Raw genomic sequence first — 22969 nt, forward strand, 5'->3', positions numbered from 1 at the left:
TCCCGCGATGACCGCGGCAGCGTTCTCACGAACGCCCCCAACGTTCCTGGGACATCAAGCCCTGGCAAGCCTCAGACAGCGACGGTCATAACACCGGGCCACGAATGCAGCGGAGCACAGGTCTGACTGGACAGCGAGGTCGGCGACAAGCGCTCTTGCCCGAGCCCCCTGTGATCCAGAGAGCTTCGCCAACGACTGCCCGTCGTGCAGCCCCACCTTCGAAGCCACCCATCGACCTCATCAACCCGTGCCAGCAGCGTGACAAGCTGCCCCGTCTGCAAGGCCACGCGATCTGCTGCTGCCGCGCCGCGGCACTGCATAGGGAAGCTCAGCTGGCCTGTCAGAACTGCGCGTGCGGGCAACTAGCCGTCTACTTGTCCCAAGAAGTCGCCTACAAGCCGCGCAAACGCCGCGGCATGCTCGATCTGAGTCCAGTGCCCGCAGAGTCCGAACAGATGCAAGCGGGCCTGCGGGATGAGTTCAAACAGCTTCTGGCTGGTGGCGACGGGAATTACCCGATCTTCTCGGCCATGGATCAGCAGCGTCGGATGAGGCAGCCGCCGGATGTCCTCCTCACGGCTGGCCATGGCATCCACCCATCGCTGCCTGGGCGCGGGAAACATGCTTGAGAACGCCTCCTGGAAACCGGGGCGGACGCTCGCCTGAAAGCGCAGTCGCGCCAGCTCGTCATTGACAAGGTTTCGGTCGTAGGCAAACACGTCGAGCAGATGGCGCATGTTTTCCAGAGAAGGCGTATAGCCCCACACTGCATCAAGCCCTGGCGTGATCTGGAACGGCACACCGACGCTGCCCATCAGCACGAGACGTCTGACCCGCTGCGGGGCGCGAATCGCCAGCGCCAGGGCCAGTGCGCCTCCGAAGGAGTTGCCAATCAGGTCAGTCTGCTCGATGCCCAGGGCATCCAGCACCGACAGCGCGTGGTTCACCCAGGACTCCATCGAATAGCGGATACCTGCCGGTCGATCCGTGTAGCCGAAACCGACCATGTCCGGCGCGATGACGCGGAAGCGCTTGGCCAACTCGGGCATGGTCAGCCGCCAATTGGCCCAGGCAGTCACGCCCGGACCGGAGCCGTGGATCAGAAACACCGGCTCGCCTTGACCGATGTCGTGGACGTTGGTGCCTATGCCCGCGGCATCGATTTGCCGGCCAAGCTCAGGATTGGGAGATGCGCCATGCATGGGTGGTATCTCGTGGACGCCGAAGGAAGGCGATGAAGGCCGTCCCAGCTCGGGCCGGCCTGCTCGCGCGGCGCGTGGGGCTCAGTTTCCGCCGCGCAGGTTCTGCACCTGGAACAGCTTGGGCGGGTTCTGCTTGGCGTCGACCTGACCCTTGAACTGGCCGGTCGTGCAGTGCTTGGACTGGACGTCGACCATGGAGAACGAATCGTCGATCGCGATGCCCGTGCCCTTGTTGATCGGCAGATGCGCGTCCGGGTGCGACTTGCCGATGGTCCAGCTCTTCCACAGCTCACCCTTGCGGTCGTAGATCAGCGTGCGGTTGATGTTGTAGACCTGCGCGTCGATGTGGAAGACGCGCTTGCTGATCGGATGCGCCGGGTTGACGGGCTCGGCCTCGAGCACGAAGACCTTGCGCAGCTGCCACGTGATGTTCGGGAAGCAGCCACCCTGCCCGCCGAAGTCCACGAACTTGTAGCCGTCCGCCTCCTTGAACTCGTCGGTCAACGCGAGCTCGTTGTGGTTGTAGTAGGGCATCAAGATGTTCTTGCTGCCCTTGTACGTCCACTTCATGTCGGACACACGGCCGTTGTAGCCCTCGAAGTCCTCGATCATCAGATCGGCACCGAGGAAGGCGTCGGTCGCCTGCCCGGTGGCCAGCCGCCGCACGCGTCGCTGGAAGCCCAGGTAGAGGTAGGCGTCGTCGAATTTCAGGTCGTCGTCATAGCGCTGGATCAACAGCTGCGTGTTCTTCAGATCCTGCGGCTCCTGCACCTGCACGTAGATGCCACGGAACAGCGCCGACGGGTTGGGGGTCACCTCGGGTACCGGCGCATCCTGCACACGGTGGCGGAAGTTCAGGAAGTGGAAGTCGAACTTGATCGTGCGCTCGACCTGGCCGCTCGTCATGTTGCGGTACTTCCAATAGAACGGGTCGATGGCGGCGTTGTCGCCCCAGTTGATGCCGTACTTGAAGTTCCACGCGATCTTCTCGCCCGCGCGCGGGTCGTCCAGGCGGGGCTCCTCGGGGAAGGGGCGGCCCGCCTCGAAACCGCTAATCTCGCCGTTCTTCGCACCGAGCTTGGACTTGTTCAACCCCTTGCGGGTCGCCTCGACATAGGCCTTGTTGAGCGAGAACTGCGTGGTCGGCCCGACCTTGATCTCGGTCCAGCCACTCTTGATGGCCATGTACATGCCGGCATCCAGCGCGTCCTTGAACTGCTCGACGTTGGCCTTGTTGATGACCGTGCCGACGTGCAGGCCCGGGAAGCTCGGCATGCCGTTCTTGTAGGGGTTGAACGAGGCGTCCACGTCGGCCTCGGTCGCGGCCGAAGCCACGGCAGCCAGGCCTGTGGCGGCAAGGAGTAGGGTCAGTTGCTTCATCTGGGTCTCCTGGATCAGAACTGGTAGCGTGCGGTGAAATAGAGCTCGTTCTCCTTCCACGCTGCCCCGATGGGGCCGGCACGGAAGCGTCCGAGCGGCTCGAGGCCACTGAGGCCGCGCGAGTACGCGGTCATCGGGTTCGCGTCCCCGTAGGGGGCCGTGAACGGCGCCCAGGGATTGCACGAGCGGCAGTCGTCGAACTTCCAGCGCTCGTCGTTGCTGCGCGTCTTGAAGTTGCCGCCGAAGCTGAGCTTGAGCTTGTCGCTGACTAGCCAGTCAATCTGCGGCGATGTGACGAGGGCGCGGGCGCGCACGTCGTAGGCCGTGATCAGCTGCGGGCTGATGCGGTCGCTGGCGAGGAAGGCCTTGATCAGCAGGGTGCCGATGACGTTGTCCTTCCAGTCGGGCATGCCGACGGTGCCCAGCGGTCCCTGGCGCAGCTCGTGGTCGAAGATGTGCTGGTAGAACAGCTGCGCCGAGATCAGCGTCGTTCGATTGGGGTTGATGAAGGGGATGAAGGTCGGCCGGTCGATGCCGATCACCGAGCGCCAAACCTTGTTGCGGGAGTACAGCTCCGGCCGCGCCGTGTTGGCGAACTCCTCACCCTGGGTCAGAGCCCCCTCGACGCGCACCGCCGCCTTGGCAGCCTCCCATTGCACATCCAGCGAACCGCCGACCAGGTTGACGCGCGGGTAGGCGACGTCGAACGCGATCAGGAAGGGGCAATGGCCGGTCCCGTCGTTGCAGGGCTGGCCCGTGAAGCCGTTCTGCGCCGCCTTGCCACCATGCAGCGAGGGCAGCTGCGAGCGGTAGCTCAGCGCGTTCAGCGAGAACGAGACGCCCTCTTGCGTCACGCCCTCGTACTTGACCCCGACCTGGGTGTTCTGCAGGTTCCACTTGGGCAGGTCGACATTGCGGATACCGATCTGCCCCGGACCGAAGTCGGTGGACAGCAGCACACCCGGGCCGACATTGGCGAAGTTGGACACGGTGCCACCGTTGTCCCAGAGGTTCTTCATGCCGCGGAAGAAGCAGCCTGCATCCAGGATCGTGTTCGCCGTGCCGCACTGCCCGAGGTTGTTGGGGCGGAACTTGTCGACGTTCCAGATCAGCTGCAGGTTGCGGTCCTGCATGCTCTCGCTGGCCCCCATGCGCCACTCCGCCTGCGCGATCCACATCGGTATGCGGATGTCCTGCAGCTCGTCGTAGATGTTGTTGCGCGAGTAGTCGACCGGGTTGACGACGTCCAGCACGCGAAACAGGTCGGTGCGCCCCCAAACAACCTGCTGGCGACCGAGTTTCAGGAAGAGCTGCTGGGTGCCGTCCAGGTCGACGGACTTGGTGACATAGGCCTCGCGCAGCGCGTCCCAGCGATCGTTGAATTCGGAGAACTCGAGCTGCCGGCGCGTCTTGTCGCCATAGCCGCCGAAGTCGACGCAACCGCGACTGTCGGTTTCGCAAGGCCGCACCGGCACCGCGAACTCAACGCCGCCGTTGGACGTGGCGTGCCAACGATCGCCCAGCAGGCGCAGGCCCGAGTTCGGGTTGTAGTGCGCGGCCGCCGGATTGGTCGCGTTGAAGCCAAAGGTATTGGCGGTCAGGCCGAGGCTGTCGACGACGGCCTTGTTGACGACGCCGCCACCATGGGGAAGCGGCGGCGGCCCCCCGGTCGAATCGAGATTGACGGCGCCACCGGCCTGGCGGCCGAACTGGTCACCGTTGAGGCGGTAGACGCCGTCGTAGCTGCCGCGCAGGATGGAATGGAAGGCCCAACCGGCGTCGAGCCGCTTGCTGGCCTCGATCTGCAGCGTGTTGCGGAACTTGGACAGGCCGACGGAATCGCCGGTCGCGTCCTTGCCGCGCACGCGGGTGTCGTTCTCGTAATAGACGTCGACCTTCCAGTCGCGGCTGCTGACGCTTTTGACGAAGTTGTCGCTCTCGCCAGGGCCTTCGGCCTTCGACGAGTCGACCGAGGTGGCCGAGGAGGCCGAGGAGGCCGAGGGCGTGGTCTGCGCATCAACCTGGGCCATGAAGCCACAGGTCGACAACGCGATCACGTGCAGCGGCCAGCGCCGCCGGGGTGTGGAACTCATGAATGTCTCCGTTGTTGTGATGGGCTGGATGCCCTGACGAGTCCTGCCTGAGCGCTCGCTCAGGCGACTGCCTCGGCCGGCCGCTCCATGGCGCCCGGCAACTCCTGACCCACCTCGGTGTCGCGGCCACCCTCGACGACGAAACGGGGTTTGAAGACGACGCACCACGCCGGCACGATCAGGATCGCGGCGATGGCGTTCACGACCAGCATGAAAGACAGCAGGGCCGCGGCGTCGGACTGGAAGCGCAGATCGCTGAGGAAGACCCACAGGATCACGCCCGCGGTCAGCGTCAGCGCCGTGAAGCTGACGGCGTAGCCCGTCGTGCTGACCGCGTTGATCGCGGCCTGCCGCACGTCGCGGACATGCGGCATCTCCTCGCGGATGCGGTCCATGAAATAGACCGCGTAGTCGATTCCCACACCGACGCCGACCATGATCACCGGCACCGTGTTGACGCTGATGCTGATGCCCTTCCAGCCCATGTAGGCGTAGGACAGCACGGTCGAGAACAGCATCGGCAGCACCATCAGCCAGCCGGCGTGCACCGACTGGTAATAGGCCATCACGACGACGAAGGCCAGCACCATGACCAGCGGCACGAGCAGCAGGTGGTCGGTGTGCAGAGCCTCGTTGGCCGCGGCGCTCACGCCGATGATGCCGCCAGCCGGCTCGAACTTCAGGTCCGGCACGCCGGCCGTCACGCGCCGTGCGGCATCGTGGGCCAGGGCCAGCGCGCGGTTGATGGTCTCGGCTTGGCGGTCCTTGTAATAGAACACCAGGTCGGCCTCGTTCTCGTCGGCGTTGACGAACTCCTTCAGCGCCCCGGGGATGGGGCTGGACGCGAGGTAGGCGAACATCAACCCGCCGACTTCATCGGCGGAATCGGGGATCTGCGCCCAGCGCGGGTCGTCGTTGTGCGTCAACCGGTTCACGACCCGGACCACCGTCGGCAGGGCCTTAGTGCCGCCGAGGTTGGGGTCGGCCAGCATCTCGGCCTGGAAGGCCTCGATGGCCCGCAGCACGTCGGGTCGCTTGATGCCACCCTTTTCGGCGGTGCCGGCGACGATGTGCAACTCCTCCGAGCCGGGGAACAGCCGGTTGATGGCTTCGGTCGACAGGTTGTAGGCGTGGTCACGGTGCAGGATGGGCGAGCCCGGCTCGGTCTCCCCCGTCTTCACACCAGCCGCCAGCTTGCCGCCCGCCAGCATCAGCAGGCCGGCGACGCACAGGATGGCGGTCGCGCCGCGCACGGTGCCGCCGCTGCGCGCCATGGCGGCGCCCAGGAAGGCACGCACCGCCTGGTTCTTGTTCGTCATCGCGCGCGGCTCGGGCAGCACCGTCAGCGCCAGGGGCACCATGAAGTGCACGGTGAAGATCACCGAGAAGGCCCAAAAGCCCGCCGAGATGCCCAGCTTCCTGTTGAAGGGCGCGGCACCGAGCACCATCACGCCGATGCCGATGGCGTCCACCGCGATGGCCAGCGATCCCGGCCGGAACAAGGCCTCCAGCGCATTGCGTGCCGCGCGCCGGCCGCTGTGTGTGATGGCCAGTTCCTCGTAGTAGCGCGCCACCAGCTGCACCCCGTGTGACATCGCGCGCGCTGCGATCAGGAAGGGGATGGGCATGGACAGCGGCTCCAGGTTGAAGCCCAGCCAGGACATGAATCCCAGCCCCCAGATCGACGACAGCGCAATGCCAAGCAGCGGCAGGAAGACACCGTAGAAGCGCCGGAAGTAGGCGATCAGCAGGGCCGCCAGCAGCGCCAGCGTGTAGAACAGGATGGCGACGATCTGGTTCAGGTAGGTGTAGACATAGCCCGTCAGCACCGGATTGCCGGTCAGGTAGATCTTGTGACCGGGCGTCGCCAGCTCGGCCTGCAGCGCCTGCAGGGCGCCGAAGGTCTTGGCGTAGTCGATCTCTCCTTCGTTGAGCTGAGCCTTGATGAGTACCGCCTTCAGGTCGGGCGAGACGAGCAGGCCGTAGACCTGCGGGTTGGCCATCACCTTCCGGCGCAGCTGCTCCAGCTCTTCGACGCTGTGGTGCGGCTGCCGCGCGTCGTAGTAGGGCTCGGAGGCGAAGCTGCCCTCCTCCGTGAGGTGGACATGGCGTGCCGTGCGGTGCGTCAGGCTGCCGACGAGGTTATGGTTCACGCTGGGCAGGTTGTCCACGCCCTGCGTCGCTCGGTGCAGCAGGGCCAGCGTCCTGTCGTTGAAGACCGTGCCCTGCTCGACCTCGATCGCCATCACGATCTGGTTGGCGCCGCCGAAGTTCTCCTTCACGCGGTTGTAGGTCTGGATGTAGGGGTGATGCTGTGGCAGCAGATCGCTGAAGTCCGTGTAGATGCGCAGCCCCGGCAGCCGGGTGGCAAAGCCCAGCGTGACCGCCAGGATCAAGCCCAGCACGATCTTCGGGTTGGCGAAGATCCATTCCTCGGCACGCACGAGAGCGCGCAGCAGTTGTCGTGCAGCCGTTTTCATCGGACCTCCGCCGCATCGGTTGTCGTCTGCGCGACCTGGGCCGGCAGGTGGATGACGTTCAGCGCTCCCGCGGCCCCGGCGACCACCATCGAGCGGCCGTCGAGCGCGGTACCCGCGGACAGATAGGCCGGGATGGCCTGCCCATGCTCAAAGGCCTGCCACTGCTCGCCCTTCAGCTTCACCATGCGGCCGCCCGCGCCCAGGCCGTAGAGCTCATCCGCCACGCGCAGCAGCGCATACATCGGCACGCCGGACTGGTTGGGCTGGTTGGTCCATGTCCGGCCGCCATCGCGCGTGCGCTTGATGGCGCCCGCCAGGCCCGAGACCCAGCCGTTGCTGGCGTCGGTGAACAGCGCGGCGTAGGGATAGAAGTCGCCCTGGATCTTGGGCTGCGGCTGCCAGCTCGCCCCGCCGTCCGCGCTGGTCACCACGGCCCCGAATTCGCCAGTGATGACCGCGCGGCGTTCGTCGATGAACTGCACGGTGGTCAGGATGGCGTCGTCGCCAAGATCGCGGGCCTGCCAGCTGCCGCCCCTGTCGGCGCTCCACAGGATGCTGGTGCGCGCGCCCACGGCCCACAGCCGGTTGAGCGGATCGCAGGTCAGCGCCAGCAGGTCGGTGCGGGTCGGCACCTGGCGCATCGCCCATACGCCGCCCTCGGCGGGCAACACCCAGACCTTCTTGTAGAAGTCCAGCGCCGCAAAGCTGCCGTCCGGGCAGGCCGCCACGGCCAGCACCGACGACGGCTGGGGCAGCACGTGCCGTACCCAGTTCGTGCCGCCGTCGGCCGACGTCAGGATGACGCCGCCGGCCGCACCGGCCACGACGCGGCTGCCGTGGTTCGCCACCGTCTGGAAGGTGTCGTAACGCTGCACGGGTTTGCCCCGCTCGGCCTGCACGCCGGCCCAGTCGGGCGCCGGGATGCAGCCGGTCAGCATGGTCAGTGAGGCACACAGCCACGCGACGCGCGTGGCCTGCCCCCTCGTCGGTCTCGATTCCATCGTTGTCCCCTCAGCACGGACGGCACCTGCCGGCCCGAGGTGGCTGATCTCGCCACGCTTGTTCAATTCGTCAACCTGCGGGCAGCAGCTGATGCGCCCACCCTGAAAAGCGCAAAGCCCATGCCAAGGCCGCCAAGTGCTTGATTCGTATCGCTTCGGTCGCAGGTCCCGCTCCGCACCCCGGGGACTCCCGCATACCGAGCTGAGCATTTGCTGCACTGCCGCTTGATCAAATGCTCAATTCGGCGGCGGCCCGCCCGCGCCGGGCGGGGCCCAGGAAGCAGAAGGCCCGCCGGCTGCTCGAGGCAGCGGGCGGGCCGATGGTCGGTCGTTCGGGAGGTTGATCGGTCGGTCGATCAGGCGCAGTCGAATGCGGTCGAATGCGATCGAGCGTGGCTAGCGACCGAGATCTTTGGCGCTGACGCCAGCGATTCCCCAGTTCTCCTTGGGCACCTCGGTGATCCAGACTCGCACGTTTTCCTTGGGTGCGCCTACAGCCTCGGTCAGCGCCTGGGTGACCTTTTCGATCACGGCGCGCTTCTGCTCCGTCGTGCGGCCTTCGATGAGATAGATCTGCGCAAATGGCATGGCGGTCTCCGTGGGGCTCAGACGAAGCGCAGGCTGGTCGAGCCCAGGCCCTGCACGCTGAGCGTGATCGAGTCGCCGGCCTCGACGGACACGGCCTCGGTGATGCCACCGGACAGGATCAGGCAGCCGGCCGGAATCTCCTGGCCGCGGCGTCCCAGGTGGTTCGCCAGGGCCGCGATCGCCGCGGCCGGATGGCCGAGCACCGCCGCACCGGCACCGAAGGCCACCGGCTGCCCGTTCTTGCTCAGCACGATGCCGGTGGTGCGCAGATCGACATCGGCGACCGGCCGGGCACGGCCGCCAATGACGAAGCGTGCCGCCGACGTGTTGTCGGCGATGACGCTTTTCAGGTCGAACTTGAAGTCGCGGTAGCGGCTGTCGATGACCTCGATGCCGGGCATGACGAAGTCGGTCGCGGCCAGCACCGCGCCGATGTGGCAGCCCGGCCCCTTCAGCGCCGTCTTCGTGACGAAGGCAATCTCGGGCTCGACCTTGGGATGGATCAGCCCCGACACCGCGCATTCGCCGCCGTCGGCGATCGCGTAGTCGTCGGTCATGAAGCCGAACACCGGCGTGTCGACGCCCATCTGCTTCATCTTGGCAAAGGAGGTCAGGCCGGCCTTCAACCCCACGACACGCAGGCCACGCGCCAGCTTGCGGCGGCGGATCTCGTCCTGGATGGCGTAGGCGTCGTCCCAGTCCATGCCCGGGTGCTCGTCGGTGATCTTGGGCGTGTCGCGGGCCTCGAGCTGGCAGGCCTCGAGGTGGGCCGCCAGGTCGGCGATGGTGGCGGTGTCGAGCTTCATGCAGCCGCCTTCTGCATCTGGGCGCTGCGCTCGCGCGCCAGCGTCATCGCCGTGTCTTCGATCATGTCCTCCTGGCCGCCCACCATGCCGCGCCGGCCGAGCTCCACGAGGATGTCGCGCGCCGGCACGCCGTACTTGGCCTCGGCGCGCTTGGCGAACAGCAGGAAGCTGGAATAGACGCCGGCATAGCCCAGCGTCAGCGAGTCGCGGTCGACACGGATGACGTGGTCCATGATGGGCAAGACGAGATCCTCGGCGACGTCCTGGATCTTGAACACGTCCACGCCGGTTTCCATGCCCATGCGCGCGCAGACGGCGATGAAGACCTCCATCGGCGTGTTGCCGGCGCCGGCGCCCAGGCCGGCCGCCGCGGCGTCGATGCGCGTCGCGCCGGCCGCCACCGCAGCCAGCGAGTTGGCCACGCCCATGGCGAGGTTGTGGTGGCCATGGAAGCCGATCTCGGTCTCGGGCCGCAGCGTCTCGCGCACGGCACGCAGCCGCACCGTCACGTCGTCGGGCAGCATGTGCCCGGCCGAGTCGGTCACGTAGACGCAGTTGGCGCCATAGCCTTCCATCAGCCGGGCCTGCTGGACCAGCTTCTCCGGGCTGGCCATATGGGCCATCATCAAAAAGCCCACCGTGTCCATGTCGAGCTTGCGCGCCATCTTGATGTGCTGCTCGGAGACATCGGCCTCGGTGCAGTGGGTGGCGACTCGGATGGTGTGCACGCCGAGGTCCTTGGCCATGTGCAGGTGCTCGACGGTGCCGATGCCCGGCAGCAGCAGGGCCGAGACCTTGGCCTGCTTCATCAGCGGAATGACGGCGCCAAGGTACTCCTCGTCGCTGTGCGCCGGAAAGCCATAGTTGACCGAGCTGCCGCCCAGGCCGTCGCCGTGGGTGACCTCGATCAGCGGTACACCGGCGGCATCCAGGCCGCTGGCGATGCGCCGCATCTGGTCCAGCGTCATCTGGTGGCGCTTGGGGTGCATGCCGTCACGCAGCGTCATGTCGTGGACGGTGATCTTCTTGCCTTGCAGATTCATGGGGGTCTCCAATGCTTAGGGGCACTCAGGCCGGCACGGCATGGCGGGCCGATGCGCCGGCCAGCATGTCCTCGGCGAACATCTCGGCGGTGCGGGCTGCGGCGGCGGTCATGATGTCGAGGTTGCCGGCGTACTTGGGCAGGTAGTCGCCCAGGCCCTCCACTTCCAGGAAGAGGGAGACGCGCTTGCCGTCGAAGACGGGGCCGTTGACCAGCTTGTAGCCGGGCACGTACTTCTGCACCTCGGCGATCATGGCGTGCACGGAGGCGGTGATGCGGGCCTGGTCGGGCTCCTCGTCGGTCAAGCAGTGCACCGTGTCGCGCATGATCAGCGGCGGCTCGGCCGGGTTGATGATGATGATGGCCTTGCCCCGGCGGGCACCGCCCACCTTCTCGACGGCGCCGGCCGTGGTCTTGGTGAACTCGTCGATGTTCTTGCGCGTGCCCGGTCCGGCGGAGCGGCTGGACACGGTGGCGACGATCTCGCCATAGGCCACGGCCTGCACACGCGACACGGCGGCCACCATCGGGATGGTGGCCTGGCCGCCGCAGGTGACCATATTGACGTTCATCTCGCCGCGGCCGATGTGCTCCTTCAGGTTCACCGGCGGCACGCAGTAGGGGCCGATGGCGGCGGGCGTCAGGTCGATCATCATGACGCCCAGTGCGTTCAGCTTGGCGCTGTTCTCGGCATGCACATAGGCGCTGGTCGCGTCGAACGCGATCTGGACGCCGTCAGCCTCCACATGGGGCAATAGGCCGTCCACGCCATCGGACGTCGTCTTCAGGCCGAGCTCGCGGGCTCGCTTGAGGCCATCCGACTCCGGGTCGATGCCCACCATCCACACCGGCTCCAGCACAGGGCTGCGCATCAGCTTGGCGAGCAGGTCGGTGCCGATGTTGCCGGGCCCGATGAGGGCGCATTTGATCTTCTTCATGGGGTATTCCTATCACTGCGAAGGTTGCAAGCCGGGCGTTCCTCAGTGGAAACGCACCGAGCAGCCGCCGAGGCCGCCGACCGTCATGCGGAAGTGGTCGCCGGCCTGGGTCGGCACCATGGCGCCGAGGGCGCCCGACAGCACGACCTCGCCGGCCTTCAGGCCGATCCCGAGGCGCCCCAGCGTGTTGGCCAGCCAGGCGATGGCGTTGACCGGCGAGCCCAGGGCGGCGGCGCCGGCGCCGGTGACGACCACCTCGCCGTTCTTCTCCAGCACCATGCCGCACAGCGACAGGTCGATGCGGCGCGGGTCGACGGCGCGGTCACCGAGCACGAAGACGCCGCAGGAGGCGTTGTCGGCGACCGTGTCCTGGATCTTGATCTTCCAGTCGCGGATGCGCGAGTCGACGATCTCGAAGCAGGGCATGACGCATTCCGTCGCCGCCAGCACGTCGGCGTTGCTCAGGCCCGGGCCCATCAGGTCGCGCTTCATGATGAAGGCGATCTCGCCCTCGGCCTTGGGCTGGATCAGCGTGCTCATCGCGATCGACTCGCCGTCCGCGACGATCATGCCGTCCAGCATGTAGCCGAAGTCGGGCTGGTAGACGCCCAGCATGTTCATGACGGCGCGCGAGGTCACGCCGATCTTCTTGCCGACGACACGCTCGCCGTCCTGCAACCGGCGCGCGATCATGCGCTGCTGGACCCGATAGGCGGCGTCAATGTCGATCTCGGGGTGGCGGCTGGTCAGCGGCTCGACGACACGGCGCTCGCGCAGCGCGGTGTAGAGCTCGTCGCCGAGGCCTTGGATGAGGCTGTCGTTCATAGCTTGATGCAGATGTTGCGGAGCTCGGTGTAGAACTCGAGCGAATGGACGCCGCCCTCGCGGCCGATGCCGGAGGCCTTGGCGCCGCCGAAGGCGGTGCGCAGATCGCGCAGGAACCAGCTGTTGACCCAGCAGATGCCGACCTCGACCTGACGGGCCACGCGGTGGGCGGTGCCGAGGTCGCGGGTCCAGACCGTGGTGGCCAGGCCGTAGTCGGTGGCATTGGCCAACCGGATAACCTCGTCCTCGGTGTCGAAGGGCGCGATATGGCAGCAGGGACCGAAGATCTCCTCGCGCACGACGGCGGCGCTCTCGGGCAGGCCGGTCCAGATGGTCGGCTGCACCCAGTGGCCTTCGGCCAGGGCGCCGGCCATCGTCGGCACGCCGCCGCCGGTGACGACGGTGGCGCCCTCCTCGACCGCCTTGCGGTAATAACCCAGCACCTTGTCGCGGTGCTCGGCCGAGATCAGCGGGCCCAGGCCGACGCCGGGCTCTTCCGAGGGGCCGATCTTCAGCGCCTCGGCCTTGGCCTTCAGCGCGGCGACGAACTTGTCGAAGATGGGCCGTTGCACATAGACCCGCTCCGTGCCCAGGCAAACCTGGCCGCAGTTCTCGAAGGCGCTGCGGGTGATGCCGGCCACGGCCTTGTCGAAGTCGGCGTCCGCGAAGACGATGCCGGCGTTCTTGCCGCCGAGCTCGAAGCTGACCGGCCGCACGCCCTTGGCCGCCGCGGCCATGATCGCCTCGCCGGTGCGCGTCTCGCCGGTGAAGGTGATGGCGTCGACATCCGAGTGGCGGGTCAGCGCCTCGCCGGCCGAGCCGGGACCGAAACCATGCACGACGTTGTAGACGCCGTGTGGGATGCCGACCTTCTGCATGACCTCGCCGAGCAGCGTGGCCGTGGCCGGCGTTTCCTCGGAGGGCTTGACGACGACCGTGTTGCCACAGGCCAGCGCCGGGCCGACCTTCCAGGTCATCAGCAGCAGCGGAAGGTTCCAGGGGCAGATCACGCCGACGACGCCGACCGGGCTGCGTACCGCGTAGTTCAGCGCCTGGCCGCCGTCGGGCGTCGTCATCTCGAAGCTCTCGGCCGGCACGTTCTTGATCATGTCGGCAAAGACCTTGAAGTTGGCTGCGCCGCGCGGGATGTCGATGTGCGAGGCCAGCGCATAAGGCTTGCCGGTGTCGGCCATCTCGGCCTGCAGGAAGTCGTCGAAGCGGAGGTTGATCTCGTCCGCCACGGCGTAGAGCAACTCGACGCGCTTCGCGACGGACATCCGGCCCCACTCACCCTGTAGCGCGGCACGGGCCGCGCGGACGGCCGCGTCGACCTCAGCCTTGCCGGCCTCGTGCACCTGGCCGATGACACGGTTGTCCACCGGCGCGCGCTTGTCGAAGGTCTTGCCCGTGGCAACGAAGTCGCCGTCGATGAAGTTCAGGAACTGTTTCATGATGGTGGCCTCAGGTCACGACGCCCAGGAAGCTCTCGTTGAGCTTGCGGTCGTGATAGAAGATCGCGCGCCCGAGCTCGTCGTCAGTCCAGGTCAGCGTCGGCCGGTCCGGGTAGTGGATGTAGCCGCCGGAGAAGACCTCGTTGCGGTTGCCGCTGGGGTCGAAGAAATAGATGGTCTCGCCGCGCGTGATGCCGTGGCGGGTCGGGCCGATGTCCAGCGACACGCGCTTGCGCGTGATGATGTCGGCCGCCTTCAGCACCTCGCCCCAGTTGTCGAGGATGAAGGAGGCGTGGTGGAACTTGTTCTTCTCCGGGCTGCGGATGAAGGCCACGTCGTGAGGCTTGTTGGAGCAGGTCAAGAAGGCGGCGATCTGCAGCCTGTCGGGCCCGGCGACCACCTGCTCGGAGAGACGGAAGCCCAGCACGTCCATGAAGAGCTTGACCGTGCCGTCGAGGTCGTCGCCGTAGAGCAGGCAATGGTCGAAGCGCGTCGGCGACATGCCCTTGAGGCCGTCCGGGTAGATCTCGGGGTTCTCCAGCGGCATGCCGTTGCCGACCTTGTCCTTGTCGGCGAACAGCTCAACGACATGACCGGTCGGCACCGTGAAGCGGAAGCGCTCGCCGGTCTTCAGCATCTCGCCAGCCTCGACCCACTTCATGTCGGTGGCCAGGCCGCTGGCCTTGACGTCTTCGGCCAGCTTCTTCAACGTGGCCGGCGAGTCGACGCGAAAGCCCATGAAATCCATGCCGGCGGTATCGGCCTCGCGCAGCACGACGCTGTGGTGGTCGTGCTCGTCCCAGGCCTTGAAGTAGACGCGGCCCTGCGGGTCTCGCGCCACCTCCCAGAGGCCGAGCACGTCGCCGTAGTGGCGGACGGCCGCCTCCAGGTCGAGCACGCGAAGTTGTACGTGGCCGGGTCTCAAAACGCCTGTCAGTGCCATGGTGTGTCTCCTGTGGGTTTATCGGTTGGGGTCAGGGTCGGAAGGGCTGCCCTTGGCGAGGGCAGCCTGCAGGAATCCGGTTTCGGGGCGGCCGCGCTCGATGCAGCGCGCCAGCTTGTCGACCGCGCTCAGGCGCAGGTCGCTGCAGGGGTAGGCGCGGCAGGCCAGGACTAGGCCGGCGGCCTCGTCCTCGGCGCTGATGTGGCAGCGGCTCATCTTGTCGGTACGCACCTGGCCGGTCTCGATGCGCACCTTGCAGACGCCGCAGCCACCGCCGCGACAGCCGACGGGAATGCCGCGACGGGCCAGCGCCTCCATGCCGGCCAGCAGCGTGGCGCTGTCGGCGCATGCATAGCGCTCCTCGGTATTGGCGATGTCGACCTGGTAGGGCATGGCCGGGCTCGCCTCAGAGGCTGCGGAACAGCGGGCTGCGCGGCGCCGCGCTGGCGGCATCCGACGCGGTGAAGAACTTCTCGATGTAGATGTCGCGCTCGAACAGCCGGCCCTGCATCAAGGTTTTCAGGCTGGCCTCGATCATGGGCGGCGGTCCGCACAGATAGGCCTTGTGGCCGCGGAAGTCGCTGGCGAACTGGGCCTTCAGCGCTTCGTGGGCGTAGCCACGTGCGCCGCGCCAGTCGCTGCCCTCGGGCAGGTCCGACAGCACGGGCACATAGGCGAAATTGGGACGCTGATCGGCCAGGCTTTCGAAGAGCTCGCGGAAATAGAGCTCCTCGACGTTGCGCGCCCCCTGCACCAGCGTGATGGGCAGGCGGCAGCCCTCGGCCAGCAGGTCCAGGATCATGGACTTGAGACTGGACAGGCCCGAGCCGCCGGCGACGAAGATCAGCGGCAGCTGGGCCGACTTGCGCACGAAGAAGCGGCCGCTCGGCGCGGTGAAGTTCAGCGTCTGGCCGACCTGGAGCTCGTCGTGCAGCCAGCCGGTCGCACGGCCGCCCGGCACGCGGCGGATATGCAGTTCGACGAGTTCCTCGCCCGGCGCGCTGGCCACCGAGAAGGCACGCGCGCCGTCGACGCCGGGCACCTGCAGCATCAGGTATTGCCCGGCCTGGAAGGGCAGCTCGCGATCCGGCCGCAGCCAGAGGCCACGGATGGTCGGCGTCAGCATGCGCGCCTCGACCAGCTCGGCCCGGTAGTCCGCCAGCGGCAGGAACTGCGCGTCGGGGTCTTCGTCGATCTCGGCCTCGATGACGAGGTCGGTGCGGGCCATGGCGCAGCAGGCCAGGATGCGTCCCTCGTCGCGCTCGAAGTCCATCAGCGCGAAGCTGGACGCATCGCCATGCTCAAACTCGCCCTCGAGCACTTGGACCTTGCAGGTGCCGCAGACGCCGTGGCCGCAGGCATGGGGCAGCCAGACGCCGGCGCGCAGGCAGGCGTCCAGCACCGTCTGGCCCTCGCGCGCCGGCACGGCCTGGCCCAGCGGCTCGATGGTGATGTGCGTGCTCATGTCAGCCCCTGCGGTGTTCAGCTGCGCGAGCCCTGGATGCCATGCAGACCCGGCGTGCGAAAACGCAGGATCGCCTTGTGCACCAGGCCGTTGTCCGCGAGGGACTTGGCCGGATCGGGCTTGAAGGGCTTGCCGGAATCGGTCCACAGGGCCTGACCCCAATCGATCCGGGCGAAGTCCGGGTGGCTGCCGTAGACGCCGGGCAGCACGTCGCTGAGCAGCGCGCCGAAGGGCATGGCGGGCGGCAGCGGCAGGGCCACCGGGGCGCAGAACAGCAGATGCTCGTCCCAGCAGATGTAGAGCAGGCGGTTGCCGTGGAACTTGTCCTCGGTGTCCTGCACGGGGCCGGCATAGCCGGGCTTGAGGGCGACGACGGCCATAGGCGTCTCCTGAAAATCCAGTGTTGAAAGAGGCGCGGCTCAGGCCGCCTTGACGTCGGGCTGCGCCAGAGACTGGCCCGTCCAGCGTTCCCAGTTGGCGCGGTCCGGCGAGCTGTCGAAGTCGCCGCTGTCGGCGCCCGGGGCCAGGTGGTAGTACTCCAGCACCTTGGCCAGCGGGTTGAAGCCAGGCACGGTGGGATCGGTGCCCTCCGGGAAGCAGTTGCCCTGGTAGATCTGGTGCACCGGCAGCCAGCTCTGCACATACTTCTCGGGCTCATGCTCGAAGATGTCCTTGCAGCCGTCCGAGCAGAAGTGGTACTTCATGCCGTGGTAGCTGGTCTCGCGCAGGCTGATGCGCGTCGGGTCGTCGACCTCGGTGAAGACGCAGGGGACCTGGCAGGTCTGGCACAGCATGGGCAGGGTGTTGTTGCGCCACATTGCGCCGTTGCGGCGCTCATGCTCGGCCAGCCACTCGAAGCGCGGGCGGTAGAGCTGGTCGAAGCTCTCTGGATACTTCTGGCTCAGCCAGTCGAGCTCGTCGGGGCGCGGCACCCAGGTGTTGAAGTCCGCGGCATGGCCGTAGTTGTTGAAGGTGGCCCAGGCGATGTGGGAGAGGTGGGGCTTCTCGGCCTGGGCGACCTCGTGGTACTTCGGCATGCGGATGCCGTAGCGACTCAGGTCCTCGAACAGCGCCCCGCCGTTCTTCTCGAAATACATCTCCCAGGCCTCGGACCAGCTCATCACGCGCTTGGGCAGCATGTAGTCCATCATCATGGCCACCAGCGTCAGCAGGCGGTAGCCGCGCCAGAACCACTTGTCGATCCAGCGCTGGATGATGGGCACGTTGTCCGGGTCCTGCTCGAGCATGAACTTGACGACCTCCAGGCCCAGCGTCATGTGGCGCGACTCGTCGCTCTGCGCCGAAAAGCCGAAGGTCACCGTCGCCATGTCGCCGTTGAAGGCGGCGCCGCTCATGAAGGGCATGAACAGCAGATTGGTCAGCACGTACTCGAAGGAGAAGGAGATCGCAGTGATGAACTCGAAGGGCCCGGCCGTCATCGCGTCCTCGAAGTAGGACTTGGGCACCGACAGGTACCAGACGCGGTCGTGCATGTACTGCGGGTCGTGCAGTCCGTTGAAGTAGCGATTGAAATGGCTGATCGTGTGGAACTGCGTCTGCGCATGACGGAGTTCGTCGATGGACTGCATCTGGGCCGCCACGCGCGCACCGACGCCGCGGAAGGCGCGTCCGGCCATCGCGTAGCCGCGGTGGGCCGCGTACTCAAGCGGCGACACACCGGTGAGGAACAGCTTGAGCGTGTTCAGGTAGCGCGGGTCGCTGATGTTGAACTGGCCCTGGTTCTGCTGGAACGCGTCGATGATGGCGTAGAGCTTCTTCTCCTTCTCGCCCTGGAACTTCCAGTAGGCGTCCATCGTCAGGCGGAAGGGGTCCTCCCATTTGTCCCAGTCATGAATCTTGATGCCTTCGAACTTGTCGTAGGGGAAGACGTCGTCCATCGCCTGGTAGCTGGTCTCCCAGCCCAGGCCGCGGGTCATCATGGCGTAGCGCTCCTTGATGCCGAGGCGCTTGGCGGTCTTGGTGGCTGTCTGATTCATCGTGGGTCTCCGTGGATTTGTTGTGTGGGCGCTCGCAAGTCCGGGCTCAGCCGCGCCGGCCCCACTGCAGCGAGAACTCGTCGTCGGTCTCGTCGATGTTTCCGGATAGCGAGATCAGGCTCAGGTGGAGCTCCTGCACGTCCCAGCGGCGACCGAGGCGCTCCTCGACCGAGTCGCGGCGGATGACGAGGCGCCCGGGCGCGTCGACCTTGACCATGGCCGGGTACTCCTGGACGCTGGCCTCGGGGTTGTCGGCCACAATGGCATCGACGATGCAGCGCGACACGTCGTTGCTCAGCAGCGAGATAAAGACAGGCGCGCGCGAGGCGGCCGGGATGGCGGTGGAAGTGTTCATCGGGAGGCTCCGGCTTCAGGCCTGCAGGCCCATGCGTTGGATGCGGGTGTCGAACTCGGCGCGTACGGCGGCCAGCGCCGCAGGGGCCTGGTCGCCCAAGGCCAGGCGGGCCAGCGGGTCCAGCGCCCGCTGCACCTCGTCACGCCAGCCGGCGATCCAGCTGACCAGCCTGTCCTTGTTCGCGGGCGACTCGTCGGCCGCGGTCTTGACGGTCGCATCCACCCAGCGCGCCGTCTCGGCATACCAGTCGCCCATGAATTCGGTCAGCATGGCCAGCGCATTGCCCGTCCGGGGGCTGAGGGCGTCGACGTAGTGGCGGTAGATCAGCGGGTAGAGCAGCCCGTCAAACACGAGGTTCTGCGCGACGAAGAGCTCGAACCAGTCGCGCGTGACGAAGAGGTTCTCCATGACGCGGCGCACGCCCTGCCAGGCCGGCTCGGCCAGCCAAGCCTGCCGGCCCGCGTCGAGCGCGGCACCTTGGTTGAGGTCGAGCAGCAGGCCGATACGCGACAGGTACTGCGCGATACCCAGGCGGTCCATGGCGGCGAAGTTGCAGGCCTGGGTCACCGCCGTGCCATAGCCATAGCCGCAGCAGTAGGTGTTGTTCATATTGCCGCCCCACTCGTAGTGGCGCAGCGGCACCAACACCTGCGTCAGCGACTCGCGCGTCGCCTCGTCCACATTGCCCAGCAGGTTGCGCTTCTCGGCAAACTCGAACTGCTTGTCGGTGCCCTCCTGCTGCTTGGCGCGCGCCATGGTGTAGACGCCGTAGTAGAAGTGGCGCGGGTCTTTGAAGACATACCAATCGGCCATGACAATGGCCGTGCGGCGCGGGTCGTAGACATGGCGGTCCGGTTCCCACAGCGGCCGGTAGTGCCAGTTGGTCGTCGGCTGCATGTCGAAGGTGGCCTCCTGGTAGCGCGAGGCTGCCTTGTCGGCGCCCAATCGGCGCGCGATATGCGAGAAGGTCTGGCGAATTGGCTGGATATCGGTGGTCTTGATGTCGACTTGCACTTGGGTCTCCTGCTGTCGTTATGGGCGCTCCGGGGCGCGTCAGTGGTCCAGGCCCGGCTCTCCGTAGCGCCACTTCATGCGCTCGTAGTCGAGTCGGGCGCCCTCGTCCGCGCTGAGATGGGTGACGCCGTGTAGGGCGCAGAACTGGCTGAACTGCTCGAAGCTCAGCACCAGCTCGACGGCCAGCTCAGGGTCGCCGATGGCGAACTCGAACTCCACGAAGCGAGCGCCGGCTGTGCCGGTCACGCGCACGAAGCAGGGCTGACCGGTCAGCACGGCTGCCGAGGCGGAACGCTGGGATGCGGGGCGCGGGCTCACTTGTTCAATCCATCAGGTTGCAGACGATGGGGCTGTCGTCCACCCTGAAGAACGCAACGGCCATGCCAGGCCAGCTAAGTGATTGATTTTCCTGAGGCAAGCGGCGGGGCACCGCGGTATCCGGGGGATGTCCCGGATGCCCAACTCGTCACTTGCTGCAGTGCAGCTTGATCAATTGATGAAGCAGGCGATGCCGGCGGCGCTCCCGCGCCCCGGGCACCGACCTCAGGCGGCCGGCAGGCCTTCCTTCTTGAGCCGATAGGCCAGTTGGGGGCGCGTGATGCCCAGCAGGCGAGCGGCCTGCGAAAGATTGCCCTTGGCCCGCTGCATGGCCAACTGCATCAACCGCTGCTCGAGCGAGGCCATGTCGATCTTCTGCTGCAACACCTGATCGCACAGGCCATCAAGTTCGGTCCCCGACGCGCTGGCCACGTGGCCCAGGGCGTTGAGCTGCTGTTCGGGCACCTGGGCCGCGCCGTGGCTCCACAGATGTGCGGATTCGATGGCTCCGCCATCGGGGGCCAGCAGCACAGCACGCTCGATAGCGTTCTCGAGCTCACGGATATTGCCGGGCCAGGGCTGGCTCAGCACCTCGCGCATCGCGCGGTCCGTCAGGCCGCTGAAGCGCTTGCCGTAGAGCTCGCCGTACTTCTCGAGGAAGCGGTTGACGAGCGGCGGGATGTCGGCCACGCGCTCGCGCAGCGGCGGTATCGTGATCGGGAAGGTGCTGAGGCGGTAGAACAGGTCGCTGCGGAACTTGCCGGCCTGCATCGCCTGCTGCAGGTCCACGTTGGTGGCCGCGACGATACGGACGTTCAACTTGACCGGCTGCTCGGCGCCCAGGCGCTCGATCTCGCCGGTTTGCAGCACGCGCAACAGCTTGACCTGGGTCGCCAGCGGCAGGTCGCCGGTCTCGTCGAGAAAGAGCGTCCCGTTGTGGGCCCGCTCGAAGCGCCCTGCCCTGGCCATGTGGGCCCCGGTGTAGGCGCCCTTCTCGACTCCGAACAACTCGGCCTCGATGAGGTCGGCCGGGATGGCGGCACAGTTGACGGCGATGAAGGGGCCACCGGCGCGCGGGCCGTTGTCATGCAGCCAGCGGGCAAAGACCTCCTTGCCGACGCCGGTCTCGCCGAGCAGCAGAACCGTGATCGCGCTCGGCGCGCCGCGCTTCAGCAGCTCGAAGGCCGCGCGGAAGCCCGGGGACACGCCGACAAGATTAGTGTCGTGCTCGCGGCGCGGCTGCACGGTGCGCAGGTGCTCAAGCCCTATGCTGTAGTCGATCAGTCGCTCGCCGATGCGGCGTGGTCTGAAGTAGTCCACATACTCGTCGTCATGCCAGTCCTCAGCCGGCTGACCGACGATGCGGCAATGGCTGTCGCCCATGCTGTGGCACTCGGTCTCCCTGAAGACGATCAGGCGTCCGACGAAGGCACTTGTATAGCCCGAGGCGTAGCCGATCTGCTGCCAGCACTGCGGGTCATCGCCATAGCCCAGGTCGCTGACATGGGCGTCGCACTCCCAGGAGTTGGTCCAGAGAAACTCGCCGAAGAAATGCTTGGTCTTGAGGTCCAGCTCCGTGTGGACCTTCTCGACACGCACGGCACCCTCGATCGAGTGCAGCTGCGGACCGAGCATGAAGGCCTTCTCGCAGGGCATGCCGGCGCGCATCTCCTTGACGGCGAGTTCACCGTCGCGCTGCCCCGAGGCAAAGCCCATGCGGACCAAAAGACCACGGGCCCGATCAACGCCCAGCGAGTCGAACAACTCCCGGCGCAATTCGGCCAGAGCTCGCGTATGCAGCAGCATCATGCGGTGCTCGTTCAGCCAGATGTGGCCCGAGGCCGCATTGAAGCGGAGCATGGACAGGAGTTCACCCACGTCTTGTCCCCATCGTTATTTGTGCAATAGCGGTCTGCGCCACTCGCCCCAATGCTACAGGACGACCTCTTCGGCCGCCCGCGCCTGGCATTCAAGCGGGAGCCTCGTCCGATACGCGCGACCACTCCCCATGCGGCCCAGCTTCCTTGCACGAGCGCCCTGCGGGGTTCGTTGCGGGGCTTCAGTCACTGGGACCTGTGGACCGTCAGGGGCTTAGCGTCGACATCGACGTTCAGTTGAATAGCGCACTATTCAGGCGGCCTGCAAACTAGCGACGTGCGGCCGCAGACATCCCAACACGGCAAACAGACGCGCCCCAAGTGCATCAAACGCTCGCACCTGCGCCGCTTCCCGGCGATCACGAACATAGGTCCTACGCACCCGGCTTTCGATCTTGTGATTCAAACACTCGTCGATCACGTCGCCACTGACGTCTAGGCCGGCCATCATCGTCCCGGCGGTGCGACACAGCTCCGGCCCACGCTTGCGCGACCTCGTCACCTCAGCCGCTCGACAACGCGCTGAAAACCACCGTCTTTAAAGTTGCCCGGCGATACGTAACCGCTCAGCGGGCTTGCGCATTCGATGAATTCCGAGCCAGCCAAGGCCGGCTCCCACCAAGCCTTGCATCGAAGCACGACGAGCAGGGCTCCCCGACGCCCTGCAGCACTAACTTCGCTCAGGATGCGATTCGACGAAGGCAGCTTCGTAACCGCAGACCTGGGGAACTTGACACTAGCCCAGGGATCCAGCTGCACCATCGCTACACGCTGAGCAACATACTGAGCCCCAAACTTATCGACCAATAGCCGTAAACGCTGACGCGTCCAGTGGTAGCCGCCTGCCGGGGCGTCCGGATGCAGGGAGGCCAGCGGCCATCCGTCGCGCCCCCATTCGTCACAGCCGTCGGGGCAAACTGTCAGATCAGGCGAATAGGCCGGGTTGGCCAGGAGCAGCACAACTGGAGCTGTCGCTAGATTTGACGTTGGCACCGCGGCTCCGGTGCGCGTGTGCAAAACATGCAGTGGATTTCGATCAACGTTGAAACGCGCGATTGCATCAGCGTCAATTTCCCTCGCCTCAGCGGCGGTCAAGGCTGGGTGCACGGACATCCCTTCACGGCTCAGCGATTGCAGAAACGAGTGGCCATAGCATTGGAGTTAGTCCGGTCTATCGAACGGCAGTCGGGCTGC

At 66.4% G+C, this 22969-nt stretch carries 20 protein-coding genes; all 20 read right to left on the reverse strand.

Annotation, left to right across the window (positions count from 1 at the left end):
• Positions 1-362: 362 nt before the first annotated feature.
• The gene (locus EV671_RS18910) at positions 363-1202 is read right to left on the reverse strand and encodes an alpha/beta fold hydrolase (RefSeq protein ID WP_132574612.1); all 840 of its coding nucleotides are present in this window, start codon (positions 1200-1202) and stop codon (positions 363-365) included.
• Between the two features lie 81 nt (positions 1203-1283).
• The gene (locus EV671_RS18915) at positions 1284-2582 is read right to left on the reverse strand and encodes a DUF1329 domain-containing protein (protein WP_132574614.1); all 1299 of its coding nucleotides are present in this window, start codon (positions 2580-2582) and stop codon (positions 1284-1286) included.
• A 14-nt stretch (positions 2583-2596) separates the two neighbouring features.
• The gene (locus EV671_RS18920; RefSeq protein ID WP_243655802.1) at positions 2597-4675 is read right to left on the reverse strand and encodes a DUF1302 family protein; all 2079 of its coding nucleotides are present in this window, start codon (positions 4673-4675) and stop codon (positions 2597-2599) included.
• 59 nt (positions 4676-4734) lie between these two features.
• On the reverse strand, positions 4735-7155 hold the full coding sequence (locus EV671_RS18925) for an efflux RND transporter permease subunit (protein ID WP_132574616.1): 2421 nt from the start codon (positions 7153-7155) through the stop codon (positions 4735-4737).
• Positions 7152-8156 carry a WD40/YVTN/BNR-like repeat-containing protein gene (locus EV671_RS18930; RefSeq protein WP_243655803.1) on the reverse strand — a complete coding sequence of 335 codons (1005 nt, stop codon included), beginning with the start codon at positions 8154-8156 and terminating at the stop codon, positions 7152-7154. Before EV671_RS18930 ends, EV671_RS18925 begins: the two co-directional genes overlap by 4 nt.
• A 396-nt stretch (positions 8157-8552) precedes the next feature.
• On the reverse strand, positions 8553-8744 hold the full coding sequence (locus EV671_RS18935) for a 2-hydroxymuconate tautomerase (protein WP_132574618.1): 192 nt from the start codon (positions 8742-8744) through the stop codon (positions 8553-8555).
• A 17-nt stretch (positions 8745-8761) separates the two neighbouring features.
• A complete protein-coding gene (gene dmpH, locus EV671_RS18940; RefSeq protein WP_132574620.1) occupies positions 8762-9550 on the reverse strand; it encodes a 2-oxo-3-hexenedioate decarboxylase in 789 nt (262 codons plus the stop codon).
• On the reverse strand, positions 9547-10593 hold the full coding sequence (dmpG, locus tag EV671_RS18945) for a 4-hydroxy-2-oxovalerate aldolase (protein WP_132574622.1): 1047 nt from the start codon (positions 10591-10593) through the stop codon (positions 9547-9549). Before dmpG ends, dmpH begins: the two co-directional genes overlap by 4 nt.
• A gap of 25 nt (positions 10594-10618) precedes the next feature.
• Entirely contained in the window at positions 10619-11530 is a 912-nt protein-coding gene (locus EV671_RS18950; RefSeq protein ID WP_132574624.1) for an acetaldehyde dehydrogenase (acetylating), read from the reverse strand.
• A gap of 42 nt (positions 11531-11572) precedes the next feature.
• Positions 11573-12355, reverse strand: coding sequence for a 2-oxopent-4-enoate hydratase (gene dmpE / locus EV671_RS18955; RefSeq protein WP_132574626.1), 783 nt, complete (start codon positions 12353-12355; stop codon positions 11573-11575).
• A complete protein-coding gene (locus EV671_RS18960; RefSeq protein ID WP_132574628.1) occupies positions 12352-13806 on the reverse strand; it encodes a 2-hydroxymuconic semialdehyde dehydrogenase in 1455 nt (484 codons plus the stop codon). The genes dmpE and EV671_RS18960 overlap by 4 nt, the downstream gene beginning before the upstream one ends.
• Before the next feature lie 10 nt (positions 13807-13816).
• The gene (locus EV671_RS18965) at positions 13817-14749 is read right to left on the reverse strand and encodes a catechol 2,3-dioxygenase (protein ID WP_132574630.1); all 933 of its coding nucleotides are present in this window, start codon (positions 14747-14749) and stop codon (positions 13817-13819) included.
• An 18-nt stretch (positions 14750-14767) separates the two neighbouring features.
• Complete coding sequence (locus tag EV671_RS18970) at positions 14768-15142, reverse strand: 2Fe-2S iron-sulfur cluster-binding protein (RefSeq protein ID WP_132574632.1); 375 nt, start codon at positions 15140-15142, stop codon at positions 14768-14770.
• A gap of 13 nt (positions 15143-15155) precedes the next feature.
• Positions 15156-16214, reverse strand: a complete 1059-nt coding sequence (locus EV671_RS18975) for an NADH:ubiquinone reductase (Na(+)-transporting) subunit F (RefSeq protein ID WP_132574634.1) — start codon at positions 16212-16214, stop codon at positions 15156-15158.
• Positions 16215-16231: 17 nt separating this feature from the next.
• Complete coding sequence (locus EV671_RS18980; protein ID WP_132574636.1) at positions 16232-16594, reverse strand: phenol hydroxylase subunit P4; 363 nt, start codon at positions 16592-16594, stop codon at positions 16232-16234.
• A 39-nt stretch (positions 16595-16633) separates the two neighbouring features.
• Entirely contained in the window at positions 16634-18211 is a 1578-nt protein-coding gene (locus EV671_RS18985) for an aromatic/alkene/methane monooxygenase hydroxylase/oxygenase subunit alpha (RefSeq protein ID WP_132574638.1), read from the reverse strand.
• A gap of 46 nt (positions 18212-18257) precedes the next feature.
• Positions 18258-18566, reverse strand: coding sequence for an MmoB/DmpM family protein (locus EV671_RS18990; protein ID WP_132574640.1), 309 nt, complete (start codon positions 18564-18566; stop codon positions 18258-18260).
• A 15-nt stretch (positions 18567-18581) separates the two neighbouring features.
• Positions 18582-19580: an aromatic/alkene monooxygenase hydroxylase subunit beta gene (locus tag EV671_RS18995; RefSeq protein ID WP_132574642.1), complete on the reverse strand. Its 999-nt coding sequence runs from the start codon at positions 19578-19580 to the stop codon at positions 18582-18584.
• A gap of 39 nt (positions 19581-19619) precedes the next feature.
• Positions 19620-19898: a phenol hydroxylase subunit gene (locus EV671_RS19000; protein ID WP_207911203.1), complete on the reverse strand. Its 279-nt coding sequence runs from the start codon at positions 19896-19898 to the stop codon at positions 19620-19622.
• Positions 19899-20123: 225 nt separating this feature from the next.
• On the reverse strand, positions 20124-21758 hold the full coding sequence (locus EV671_RS19005; RefSeq protein WP_165917645.1) for a sigma 54-interacting transcriptional regulator: 1635 nt from the start codon (positions 21756-21758) through the stop codon (positions 20124-20126).
• Positions 21759-22969: the final 1211 nt, after the last annotated feature.

It is taken from the genome of Roseateles saccharophilus (genome assembly GCF_004342485.1).
GTDB classification, from domain to species: Bacteria; Pseudomonadota; Gammaproteobacteria; order Burkholderiales; family Burkholderiaceae_C; genus Pelomonas; species Pelomonas saccharophila.

Excerpts from the sequence above, each read along its gene's own strand:
- EV671_RS18910 (WP_132574612.1), bottom strand. The coding sequence starts at position 1,202 with ATGCATGGCGCATCTCCCAATCCTGAGCTTGGCCGGCAAATCGATGCC.
- EV671_RS18915 (WP_132574614.1), bottom strand. The coding sequence starts at position 2,582 with ATGAAGCAACTGACCCTACTCCTTGCCGCCACAGGCCTGGCTGCCGTG.
- EV671_RS18920 (WP_243655802.1), bottom strand. The coding sequence starts at position 4,675 with ATGAGTTCCACACCCCGGCGGCGCTGGCCGCTGCACGTGATCGCGTTG.
- EV671_RS18925 (WP_132574616.1), bottom strand. The coding sequence starts at position 7,155 with ATGAAAACGGCTGCACGACAACTGCTGCGCGCTCTCGTGCGTGCCGAG.
- EV671_RS18930 (WP_243655803.1), bottom strand. The coding sequence starts at position 8,156 with ATGGAATCGAGACCGACGAGGGGGCAGGCCACGCGCGTCGCGTGGCTG.
- EV671_RS18935 (WP_132574618.1), bottom strand. The coding sequence starts at position 8,744 with ATGCCATTTGCGCAGATCTATCTCATCGAAGGCCGCACGACGGAGCAG.
- dmpH (WP_132574620.1), bottom strand. The coding sequence starts at position 9,550 with ATGAAGCTCGACACCGCCACCATCGCCGACCTGGCGGCCCACCTCGAG.
- dmpG (WP_132574622.1), bottom strand. The coding sequence starts at position 10,593 with ATGAATCTGCAAGGCAAGAAGATCACCGTCCACGACATGACGCTGCGT.
- EV671_RS18950 (WP_132574624.1), bottom strand. The coding sequence starts at position 11,530 with ATGAAGAAGATCAAATGCGCCCTCATCGGGCCCGGCAACATCGGCACC.
- dmpE (WP_132574626.1), bottom strand. The coding sequence starts at position 12,355 with ATGAACGACAGCCTCATCCAAGGCCTCGGCGACGAGCTCTACACCGCG.
- EV671_RS18960 (WP_132574628.1), bottom strand. The coding sequence starts at position 13,806 with ATGAAACAGTTCCTGAACTTCATCGACGGCGACTTCGTTGCCACGGGC.
- EV671_RS18965 (WP_132574630.1), bottom strand. The coding sequence starts at position 14,749 with ATGGCACTGACAGGCGTTTTGAGACCCGGCCACGTACAACTTCGCGTG.
- EV671_RS18970 (WP_132574632.1), bottom strand. The coding sequence starts at position 15,142 with ATGCCCTACCAGGTCGACATCGCCAATACCGAGGAGCGCTATGCATGC.
- EV671_RS18975 (WP_132574634.1), bottom strand. The coding sequence starts at position 16,214 with ATGAGCACGCACATCACCATCGAGCCGCTGGGCCAGGCCGTGCCGGCG.
- EV671_RS18980 (WP_132574636.1), bottom strand. The coding sequence starts at position 16,594 with ATGGCCGTCGTCGCCCTCAAGCCCGGCTATGCCGGCCCCGTGCAGGAC.
- EV671_RS18985 (WP_132574638.1), bottom strand. The coding sequence starts at position 18,211 with ATGAATCAGACAGCCACCAAGACCGCCAAGCGCCTCGGCATCAAGGAG.
- EV671_RS18990 (WP_132574640.1), bottom strand. The coding sequence starts at position 18,566 with ATGAACACTTCCACCGCCATCCCGGCCGCCTCGCGCGCGCCTGTCTTT.
- EV671_RS19005 (WP_165917645.1), bottom strand. The coding sequence starts at position 21,758 with ATGCTCCGCTTCAATGCGGCCTCGGGCCACATCTGGCTGAACGAGCAC.